11 protein-coding genes are annotated in these 10,172 nt (G+C 61.1%); 9 read left to right on the top strand and 2 right to left on the bottom strand.

The genetic code is table 11. The features are described 5' to 3' along the window. The first annotated feature begins 331 nt into the window (after positions 1-331). From JKL45_RS24195 to JKL45_RS24160, 8 genes are all read left to right on the top strand, one after another. A complete protein-coding gene (locus JKL45_RS24195; protein WP_201864365.1) occupies positions 332-1,084 on the top strand; it encodes a FadR/GntR family transcriptional regulator in 753 nt (250 codons plus the stop codon). After that, the gene (locus JKL45_RS24190) at positions 1,081-2,013 is read left to right on the top strand and encodes an NAD(P)-dependent oxidoreductase (protein WP_201864364.1); all 933 of its coding nucleotides are present in this window, start codon (positions 1,081-1,083) and stop codon (positions 2,011-2,013) included. The genes JKL45_RS24195 and JKL45_RS24190 overlap by 4 nt, the downstream gene beginning before the upstream one ends. A 16-nt stretch (positions 2,014-2,029) precedes the next feature. Further along, positions 2,030-2,713 carry an amino acid ABC transporter permease gene (locus JKL45_RS24185; protein WP_201864363.1) on the top strand — a complete coding sequence of 228 codons (684 nt, stop codon included), beginning with the start codon at positions 2,030-2,032 and terminating at the stop codon, positions 2,711-2,713. A gap of 7 nt (positions 2,714-2,720) precedes the next feature. Beyond that, entirely contained in the window at positions 2,721-3,389 is a 669-nt protein-coding gene (locus JKL45_RS24180) for an amino acid ABC transporter permease (RefSeq protein ID WP_201864362.1), read from the top strand. A gap of 1 nt (position 3,390) precedes the next feature. Beyond that, positions 3,391-4,146 carry an amino acid ABC transporter ATP-binding protein gene (locus JKL45_RS24175; RefSeq protein ID WP_201864361.1) on the top strand — a complete coding sequence of 252 codons (756 nt, stop codon included), beginning with the start codon at positions 3,391-3,393 and terminating at the stop codon, positions 4,144-4,146. 34 nt (positions 4,147-4,180) lie between these two features. Further along, positions 4,181-4,972: a transporter substrate-binding domain-containing protein gene (locus tag JKL45_RS24170; RefSeq protein WP_376771072.1), complete on the top strand. Its 792-nt coding sequence runs from the start codon at positions 4,181-4,183 to the stop codon at positions 4,970-4,972. Between the two features lie 65 nt (positions 4,973-5,037). Beyond that, on the top strand, positions 5,038-5,484 hold the full coding sequence (gene rpiB, locus JKL45_RS24165) for a ribose 5-phosphate isomerase B (protein WP_201864359.1): 447 nt from the start codon (positions 5,038-5,040) through the stop codon (positions 5,482-5,484). A 33-nt stretch (positions 5,485-5,517) separates the two neighbouring features. Next, the gene (locus JKL45_RS24160) at positions 5,518-6,438 is read left to right on the top strand and encodes a ribokinase (protein ID WP_201864358.1); all 921 of its coding nucleotides are present in this window, start codon (positions 5,518-5,520) and stop codon (positions 6,436-6,438) included. A gap of 336 nt (positions 6,439-6,774) precedes the next feature. On the opposite strand, the gene JKL45_RS24155 is transcribed toward JKL45_RS24160, so the two are convergent. Next, positions 6,775-7,005, bottom strand: a complete 231-nt coding sequence (locus JKL45_RS24155; protein WP_201864357.1) for a DUF6894 family protein — start codon at positions 7,003-7,005, stop codon at positions 6,775-6,777. Positions 7,006-7,584: 579 nt separating this feature from the next. Beyond that, positions 7,585-7,836 (bottom strand): DUF6894 family protein, encoded by a 252-nt coding sequence (locus JKL45_RS24150; RefSeq protein WP_201864356.1) that lies wholly within the window; start codon positions 7,834-7,836, stop codon positions 7,585-7,587. A 370-nt stretch (positions 7,837-8,206) separates the two neighbouring features. On the opposite strand from JKL45_RS24150, the gene JKL45_RS24145 reads away from it, so the two are divergent. Further along, the gene (locus JKL45_RS24145) at positions 8,207-10,054 is read left to right on the top strand and encodes a PAS domain-containing protein (protein WP_201864355.1); all 1,848 of its coding nucleotides are present in this window, start codon (positions 8,207-8,209) and stop codon (positions 10,052-10,054) included. The last annotated feature ends 118 nt before the right edge of the window (positions 10,055-10,172 follow it).

Raw genomic sequence — 10,172 nt, 5'->3', positions numbered from 1 at the left:
CTCCTTGCGTGGCTCGAAGCCCCACAGCTTACAGGCAAGCGGGAAAGGAGCACGGCCGGACCATCCCATTAGGAGACCTTCACAATCGAACGACAGCACGCGAGACGATCCTCAACGAACTGCTGTACGTGAGACGTTCATGGACTCGATCCGATCCTTGATGCGTAAGGCCTAGTCGTAAAATTCGCCCGATAACAGCCTCATAATGTGAGTTTGTTTTATTGCGTAAGCCAAGCCGAACCTATCCTAGGTCCTTCGCACATCCCCCAAGGCATTCTGCGCTTGACCAGATGAGCTTGGTATGTATTCTGGTCTGACCAAGGTAAGATGAATGACCGCTGATCTAGAAATCACGCGGCTTAGGGAGAGTGGCGGCAAGGGGTTCGAGAAGGTCTTCGCCTTCTTGCGCGAGCGTTTGCTTGCGGGCTCATTGCGACCGGGTGACCGGCTGATCCCTGAACGCGATCTCGCTGCGCAGCTCGGTGTGAGCCGACCGATCCTGCGTGAGGCGCTGCGCGCCCTGACGGTTCTCGGCGTTGTGGAAATCCGCGACCGAGTCGGAACAATCGTTCGCCGGCCCGACCCATCTGTTCTAAATGACTTTTTCACTTTTGCGTTTGCGCAACAGTCTGACGTCGTCGACGACGTGATGCAGGCGCGCATCGCGATCGAATGCCAAGCCGTCCGGCTTGCCGCCGAGCGGGCCACAGTGTCCGACTTCGAAAAATTGCAGCAGGCGCTCGCACGCATCGTCGAGACCATCGACGATCCCGACGGCGGCAGCGCCGCCGACTATGACTTTCACCGCGCCGTCGTTAACGCAGGCAAGTCCGAGACGCTGATCGTGCTGCACAACTCGCTGTCCGGTATTCTGATGCGCTCCCACCGCGGTCGCCGGGAGCTTCTTCAGGTGTTCGAATCCATGAAAACCTACCTGATCGAGGATCATCGCCGGATCTTTGACGCCATCGTCGGCCGGGACCCGGAGCATGCGGAAAGGGTCCTGCGAGAGCATTTCGCGATCGGCGACGATTTCCGTCGCCGTGCCGCGATCGGCGAGTCCGACGCCCGGAGCGCCTCATGACACTTGACCAAGAACAGGGAGACACGATGGGACGGAACGAACAGAATGCGACGATCGGCTTTGTCGGACTGGGGACGATGGGGCGCGAGATGGCGCTCAACCTGCTCAAGGCCGGATTTGCAGTCTGCGCCTATGACGTACGTAAGGAGGCAGTCGACGACCTCGTTACCCAAGGTGCCACCGGCGCTGAGAGCCCGGCCGATGCCGCCCGCGACGCGGACATCGTCATTTCCATGCTCCCAGATACTCCGCAGGTCGAGGAGATCGTCTACGGCGAAGGCGGCGTTTTAGCGTCGCCGCCACGCGGCCGTCTCCTCGTCGACATGAGCACGATTTCTCCCGTCGCCGTGCGGCGCATGCATGCCGATCTCAAGGCCGCCGGCGTGGAATTTCTCGATGCGCCCGTATCCGGTGGTCCGGTCGGCGCCAAGAATGCCTCGCTTTCGATCATGGTCGGAGGCGACCGAGACGCCTTCCGGCGTGCGGAGCCGTATTTCCAGGCCATGGGCACGACGATCACCTATGTGGGTGAGGCCGGGGCCGGACAGACCATCAAACTCTGCAACCAGCTCGTCTGCGGCATCAACCTCCAAGCTATCTGCGAGGCGCTTGCGCTTGGCCGCGCCTCCGGCGTGGACCTCGATCAACTCCGCAATGTGCTGCTGGGCGGCTCGGCCGCGTCCTGGATGCTCGACAAGCTGGGGCCCGCTATGATCGCGGGTGACGCGTCGGCCGGCTTCCGCATCGACCTGATGCTCAAGGACCTTCGACTTGTGCAGGAGCAGGCTCTCTCTCTGTCAGTTCCGTTACCGGGCACGTCGCTCGTGACCAGCCAGTATGTCGAGGCGCGCGCCCATGGTGAAGGCACGAACGGCAACCAGGCTCTCTTCCGGGTTTACGACCGGATGACGAACCAAGCTGCGACCTAGCCCCGGATCATCTGAGATGAACCTCAACCTGGATTTCGCAGCGATCTTTGAGCGATGGCCGGCCTTCTTGGAGGGAGCCCTGCTCACCCTCCAGCTCGCCTTCATCGCGACCCTGCTGGGCACGGTCATCGGTGTTCTTGGCGCCATCGGCAGACGCAGCAGCCATCCGATCATTGCGCGGATCTGCGGCGTTTATGTCGAGGCGATACGCAACACGCCGCTTCTGGTCCAGATCTTCCTTGTCTATTTCGGCCTCGCTAGCCTGGGGTTGAAGTTCTCCGCCTTCACGGTCGCGGCCGCGGCGCTCACGATCAATGTCGGCGCCTACACGACTGAGATCATACGCGCGGGCTTTGACGCCATTCCCCGCGGGCAGATCGAGGCCGCCGAAGGTCTGGCATTGTCCCGGTCCCAGATCTACTGGCATGTCGTTATGTTGCCGGCGATCGAGAAGGTCTACCCGGCCCTAACGAGCCAGTTCGTGCTGCTGATGCTGGCCTCGTCCGTGACGTCGCAGATCTCGGCCGAGGAGCTGACGGCGGTTGCGAACTACATTCAATCCGACACCTACCGCGCGTTTGAGACCTATATCCTTGTGGCTCTCGTCTACATCGTCCTGTCGCTGGTCATGCGGGCCGGGTTCTGGCTTCTCGGCCTCGTGATCTTCCCGCGTCGTCGACGCCTTGGCACCCCTTTGTGAGGACAAGATGGGCGGTTCGCTCAATGCCAATCACCTGATGTTCCTTGGGTACGGAGCGCTGTGGACCATCGGACTGTCGCTCATCGGCCTGCTCGGCGGTGGGATCGCCGGCTTCGTCATCGCTCTCTGCCGTATTTCGCCGAGCCGGATCGTGCGGCTTCTAAGCGCCGGCTATGTCCAGCTCATCCAGGGCACCCCCCTTCTCGTAATTATGTTCTTGACTTATTTCGGCCTGCCGGCCCTCGGCGTGACCGTCTCTCCCCTGATGGCCGCAGGCGCCTCGCTCACGATCTTCGTCAGTGCCTATCTCGGCGAGATCTGGCGCGGCTGCTTCGAGTCTGTTCCAAAACCGCAATGGGAAGCAGCTGAGGGACTCGCCCTCAGCCGCTCCCAACGGATGATGAAGGTCATCCTGCCGCAAGCCGTCCAAATCGCGACGCCGCCGACCGTGGGCTTCATGGTGCAGATCATCAAGAACACCTCGCTGGCCTCGGTGGTTGGCTTCGTGGAACTCGCGCGATCGGGCCAGATCATCAACAACTCACTGTTCGAGCCCTTCCTGATCTACACCATTATCGCCGTCATCTACTTCGCCCTCTGCTATCCGCTCTCGCTGTTTAGTCACCGATTGGAAATGCGGGGCGGCCGGGCCCGCATCGAACTTGAGGCTGCCTGACATGCACAAGATCACCAGAACAGATACCGCTTCATCGGTCGTCGGCCTTTCGAACGTGCATAAGAGCTTCGGCGCGCTCAAGGTACTCAACGGGGTTAGCTTCGAGGTCAATCGCGGCGAGGTTCTCGTCCTCATCGGGCGCAGCGGCTCGGGCAAGAGCACCGCTCTTCGCTGCATCGACCGCTTCGAGACCATCGACAGCGGCGAAATCGTCGTGTGCGGCCATCGCGTCAGCGACCCAAAGCTCGACCTAAGAGCGCTACGTCAGGACGTCGGCATCGTCTTCCAAAGCTACAATCTGTTTCCTCACCTGACCATCGAGGAGAACATCACTCTCGCCCCCTGTTCCGTGAAGGGCATCTCGAAGGTTCAGGCGAAGGAACAGGCGCGGCGGGTCCTTGCCCAGGTCGGCTTGGAAGACAAGCTCCACCAATATCCCGAACAGCTTTCCGGGGGCCAGCAGCAGCGCGCGGCGATTGCCCGCTCGCTTGCCATGCAGCCCAAGGTGATGCTGTTCGACGAAGTGACCTCGGCCCTCGACCCGGAGCTGACCGGCGAGGTTCTGAAAGTCATTGAGGCGCTCGCTGCGGATGGCATGACCATGGTGATGGTCACGCACGAGATGGGATTTGCCAGGGGTATCGCCAACCGGGTTGTGTTCATGCACCACGGCAAGGTCCATGAGACCGGGCCTGCCGCGATCCTGACATCGCCTGCAACTCCGGAACTCGCCCAGTTCGTTGGCACCGGGCTCTGAACCATAACGAAGACCTAGGGAGATAATGACGATGATGAAGCGCCCACTTTCCGCTGCCGCAGTCGCAGTGACCTGCATGGTAGCGCTCGGCACCACAGCTGCACATGCTGACCTTCTCGACGACATCATGAAGGCGAAGAAGATCCGCATTGCAACCGACCTAGCAATTCCACCGTCCGGCATGATCGATGCCAATCTTAAGCCGACGGGATCTGATGTGGAAACCGCCCAGCTTCTCGCGAAGGACCTTGGACTTGAGCTTGAGTTCGTACAGACCACCGGCGCGACCCGGATACCGAACGTCCAGACCAACAAGGCGGACATCATCATCTCGACACTCTCGGTCACGCCGGAGCGTGCCAAAGTGATTGATTTCACCAAGGCCTATGCAGCTTTGCAGTCCGTGGTCGGCTGCCTGAAGACCGTTGAAGCAAAGGGCTGGGATGACCTGAAGGGCAAGACGATCGCCGTCTCCCGCGGCACGACGCAGGATACCGAATTGACGAACATGAAGGATCGCAACCTCACCCTCGCTCGCTTCGACGACGATGCCACAATGGTGACAGCTGCTGTCTCGGGTCAGGCTGATTGCGTCGCGACGTCAGCAACGATCGTGAACCAGATCGGCGTCAAGAACCCGGCCCGCGTGTTCGAGCCCAAGGTGCTTATCCGCACCTTCGACCTTGCCGTCGGTGTACGCAAGGGCGAGCCGCGCCTGGTCGAGAAGCTCAACGAGTGGATCTCGACCAATCTGAAGAATGGCAAGCTGAACGAGATCTACAAGAAGTTCCATGGCAGCGAGCTGCCGCAGGAAATGCGGAGCTGAGCCACGGAGACATCGGGTGGCGCTGAGCGCCACCCGACCTGCAACCATGAAGGAGAGGTTACCAAATGCGCGTTGTAATCGGGTCGGATCATGCCGGATGGCCCCTCAAGAATGCGGTGGTCGAGCACGTTCGCTCGCTCGGCCATGAGGTCATCGATGTAGGCTCCTTCGATGATAAGCCCGTCGATTTTCCGGACATCGCCCGCGCCTTGACCGAGAAGGTCAAGTCCGGGGAGGCCGAGCGCGGCATTATGGTCTGCGGCACCGGCGTCGGTGCGTCGATTGCGGCCAACAAGGTCAAGGGCATTCGCGCCGCCGTCTGCCACGACATCCACTCAGCGCACCAGTCGGTTGAGCATGACGACGTGAACGTGATGTGCATCGGCGCCAAGATCGTTGGCTCCTGGCTCGCACAGGATCTCGTTGAGTCCTACCTGACAGCGGAATTCTCCACCGACGAGGACTGCCGTCGCCGCGTGGAAATGCTTCACGCCATGGATGCCGAAGGCTGAGTCCAAACTGATTCGACAGCGGGCGCGTGTGACATGATCCTTGTCTTCGGTTCCATCAACATCGATCTGGTCGCCCGCGTGGCCGCGATTCCACAGCCCGGCGAGACCGTCCTCTCGCCGCGTTACGAGACCTTGTTCGGCGGGAAGGGCGCGAACCAAGCGGTCGCCGCCGCACGCGCATCGTTGCCGCACCAAGTCGCAATCGTGGCCTGCGTCGGCAACGACGCCTTTGGTCGATCGGCACGCGACAACCTCGCTCGCAACGGTGTCATGGCTGATCTCGTCGCCAATAGTGCCGAGCCGACCGGATGCGCCTTCATCACCGTCGACGAGCGCGGGGAGAACGCAATTACCGTTGCCAGCGGAGCGAATACCTCGCTGACGAAAGCAGCGGTTCGTGGTTTTGCCGTGGATGCCGCGACGGTCGCGCTGTTCCAGATGGAGGTTCCGTTCGTTGCCTCCCTTGACGTTGCCCGGCATGTGCGGGCGGCGGGTGGGCGCGTCATCTGGAACTTGGCACCCGCTCCACCTTCATTTCCGGCCAGCGACCTCTCTGATCTTCTCGCCACCACAGACATTTTCGTTGTCAACGAGCACGAGGCGATCGCGGCGGCAGCGCTCCTTGGCTGCAAGAACGACGATTTCAGGGATGCCGGTTCGTATCTGTCAGGGAAGGGATGCCTTTGCGTCGTCACCGCGGGCGCGCGCGGGGCGTTTGCCTTTCACCCTGACGGGCACAGCGAGAGGGTTGAAGCGGGACTGATCCAGCCGATTGATACGACCGGAGCCGGAGACACCTTCGTCGGCGTCCTGGCCAATGGCCTTGATGAAGCCATGCCCTTCACGAGTGCTCTTCATCGGGCTGTCCGTGGGGCATCCTTGGCTTGCCTTGCTCCAGGCGCGCAGGCTGGCATGCCAACGCGCGAGCAACTCGGAACAACCCGCGAAGGCTAGGTGAAATGTCATAGCCGGAGCGGAGGCGAGAGGTTCAAACGGTCCCTACACTTAGTTGGAACGGCAGCCTCACCAATGCCCCGTCAGAGTTTCATTGAGGGGGCCCTAAGAGCAATGCGACATTGTCGTCATCGGGAAGGTCCGGAATGGGTCAGGCAGTGAAAACCATTCACTTTTCGGAGCGTCCGGTTACGTGAGGATTGGGGCCCTTGGGCGAGCGTCCCAGATGTGCCATGAGCGGCCTTTTAGGCTATGATATACATCCTGAAGATATCCGTCGGCGCGCTGAAGAGTTCCCGCACCACCTAACCATGTGTTCCGCCGGTTCCAGAACATTCATCCTGGCCGCTCCACAGTCAGCATAGCCCTCAAGGTCAGTTGCAGCTGATACTGCTCGTCCCTGACCTCGACACGAACCTCCTGGGCGCGTGGCAGCCAATCACGCCCAAGCGTCAGCACAGTCTGCGTCGCCTCGTGCTCGGCTGACTTCAGGCTATCGAGTTCAAGACCTTCCGAATCGGGCATGGATTCGGCTCCCGCCCAAACATCGAAATAGAAGCGGGGCATGTCACCTCTCATGCAGGTGGGCCCTGCTCCGTCTGGCGGGATTGCCCGGCTCGGCATGGGAACAACGGCAAGGTCCATGGCTAAGGACCTCCCGTGCGCAGCCGGGTGAAGCCGCATCCTCCTTTTGAAGCTCTTGAGTTCGCTGTCTTGCATTGGCGAGGAAATCCACCGCCCGAGCCAGCTCAGGTTCGTCGAACTCGGTACATCCGCAACTGTCGATGACGCGGTGCCTGGCGGGGGAGTAGAGTTCCAGCCAGAGCCATGGCGCGGCCGGAAGCCTTTGCTCCTCCGGGATTTCGGTCAGTCGCACCTCCAGCGCACCGCACCGGGAAACGGTCACGGTAGGCAAGCCAGGCGCCTCCCACCGCATGAGGGCAAGCTGGACATAGGCGCGGATGATGCACACCTCGTCCCTGTCCGGGTTCACCCCGGTCCAGGCAAGTCCGGTGGGAGTGCCAGTCGTCCCAAGCATTACGTTCTCCAAAATCCGGATCAACTCCTGGTCCGTCCGTGCATGCACACGCCTGACAGCCCACACGATTTGAAAAGCCGTCGATCTGCGAAGGCATGCCGTCGGCCTCAGTGCTGAAGGAGCGGCTCGCGTAGCGAGCCATCGAGTGGAAGGCTTTTGACCGACACCCCCGAACCATCGACGATCTCAAGCCACCAGCCCTGCCATTCACTCGAGGCCCTTGAATCGTCGTTGCTGAGTTCCTCGACGGCCCTGCGTGCATGGAGGAAGGCCTCGTCCGGGCAGGATACCTCCACGCCCTCGTTGTCGTGTATGATGTCAATTCCGTCCGTGAGATTGAAATACCACCGCATTGGCATCGTAGGGGTTCATGGCATTCGCAGTTCGCCGGCAGTTGCTTGACCGGCGGGTCACGACGACAATCAAGGTCGGCATGTTTACTGAGCCATGCCTGAAGTTTGTTACATGGCGCGGCGGCAGTATGCAGATAATTGCCGCGGCCTACCAGTCGAGCCGTCTCGAGCGGTCCAGCCAATGCAAAAAATGTTCTTGCGGACGCTTGCGGCTTGGGCGAAGGAGGGGCAAAGAACAAAATTTGCTCTGATCTGCCCACACCTTGAACAAACGCCGGAAAAACCTGGATTTAAAGGACACCCGCCGCTGGACTATGGCGACAGTGTCCTCCTTCCCGCCACTGCAAAGCCTCAGAGTCCGGGAGTTCTCCCACAGATGAAGCCGATGAATAACGCTGCCCAGACACATGACGGTCCGGATCTGATCGACCACGGCAAGGCCCAGCCTCCCTTTGGCTATTGGGAATGGGACTGCAACACCGGCGAGGTCACATGGTCGGCCGGCTTGTTCCGCGTCATGGGTCTGGAGCCTCGGTCTGTGGCACCATCCTACGATCTCTTCCTACGGATGGTACATCCCGAGGATCGAGCGCGGAGCCCCGCCGCCGGCCAAGTTCTGGCCGACCGCGGCCAATACATCGACTCCGAGTTTCGCATCATTCAGCCGCAGGGCACCGTGCGGTGGGTCGCCAGCAAGGGAGAGGTCTTCCACGACCCAGCCGGCAAGGCCAGTTGGGCCGCGGGCATGCTGATCGACATCACGAACATCCGTGAAGCCCAATTGGAGCTGTCCGCCCGGGAGGAGCGCTATCGCGCTCTGGCCTTGGCCAGCAGCATCGGTGAATGGCGGGCGACCTCCCAAGGAGACGCCATCGAGGCGCAGTCCTGGGCCAACTTCACGGGCCGGCCCGTCAACGACTGCACAGGCCGGGGGTGGCTCGCCGCGATCCACCCCAAGGACGTCGATGCCGTCGGAGCCACCTGGGATGAGGCGGTGCGGATCGGCTCGTACTTCGAGATGAGCTTTCGCCTCCAGCATCGGAGCGGCCAATACCGCTGGGTGCTTTGCAAGGCGGTGCCGATCAAGCCGCAGGACGGACCGGTTCGGGAATGGGTCGGGACCGCCGAGGACATTCACGCCAAACGGGAGATGGAAGAACTGCTGCGTGTTCATGAGGAGCGATTGCGCCAAGCTCACTTTGAAGGTCCCATGGTCACCTGGGATTTCAACCTTGAAACCGGGCAGGTGACACGGTCGGCCAACGCCCAAGACATCCTCGGTGTCGGTTCGGAAACGGTCGAGGAGTTTCAGAGCAGCATCCATCCTGACGACCGAGCGAAGATCGAGGCCCTGGTACGGGCCACGCGGCACTCAGGCAAAGCATTTAGCGCCGAGTACCGACGCACCAATAACGACGGCAGGGTTGTCTGGCTTCGCTCGCGGGTCAGGGTCATGCCAGCCGCGTATGGCGGCGCGGATCACGTGATCGGCATCACCTTCAATATGACGTCCCAGAAGGAAGCGGAGTTCGCGAGCCAGGAAACCAGGAGAGCCTTGCGGGAACTCGATACCCGTCATCGGGCGCTCATGAAGGCCGCAGGCGATTTTGTCTGGACTTTCAGTCCTGGCGGGAGGGTTTCCGACTCGCCCGAGTGGCGGGCCTGGACGGGGCAAGACATCGGTCAGATTCAAGATTGGGGTTGGCTCAACGCGCTCCATCCCGCCGACCGGGAGCGGATTCACGAGACCGTGCAGCGTATCATGGACACGCGCCTGGTGTCGTCTTACGAGTACCGTGTTCGGGATAGGACCGGCGAATACCATTGGTTCAGGAGTAGCATTGCTCCCGTGCTCAATGAGGAAGGCACCCCAGTCGAATGGGTGGGTGCCGCACAGCGGATCGCCGACCCAGGCCGTGAGCCCGAGGGAACGTTCGTCGTCCCGCCGCAAGGGGTTCTCCCACCTCATGCCAATGGCCCGCTCACGTCGTGGCAGGTGCGGGCTGCTCGGGGCATTCTTGGATGGTCGGTTCGCGAGCTGGCGGAAAAGGCAGGTGTATCGGTCTCGACGATCCGACGGGTTGAGAACGAACAGAGCCACGATGGTCGGATTCTGCTGGCCATCCGCGGCACCTTGGAGCGGGCGGGGATCGGATTCGTCGCGGCCCCTGGCGGGGAGGTCACGATCATGCCGATGAAGAGCAAACATTGCTCTCCTGGCTAACGCCCCGAATTCAATATCCAGTGTTCCGCCCAATTTTTGCTCTCAAGGATTTGGCTTGGCTCGAACTTAACCGGAAGCAGTTGAATCCACGTTCACCTCGGCTCATTCCCAGCGGGAA

The sequence above is a fragment of the Microvirga soli genome, assembly GCF_016734765.1.
GTDB lineage: Bacteria > Pseudomonadota > Alphaproteobacteria > Rhizobiales > Beijerinckiaceae > Microvirga > Microvirga soli.
This window is presented reverse-complemented; position numbering and strand designations above follow the sequence as displayed.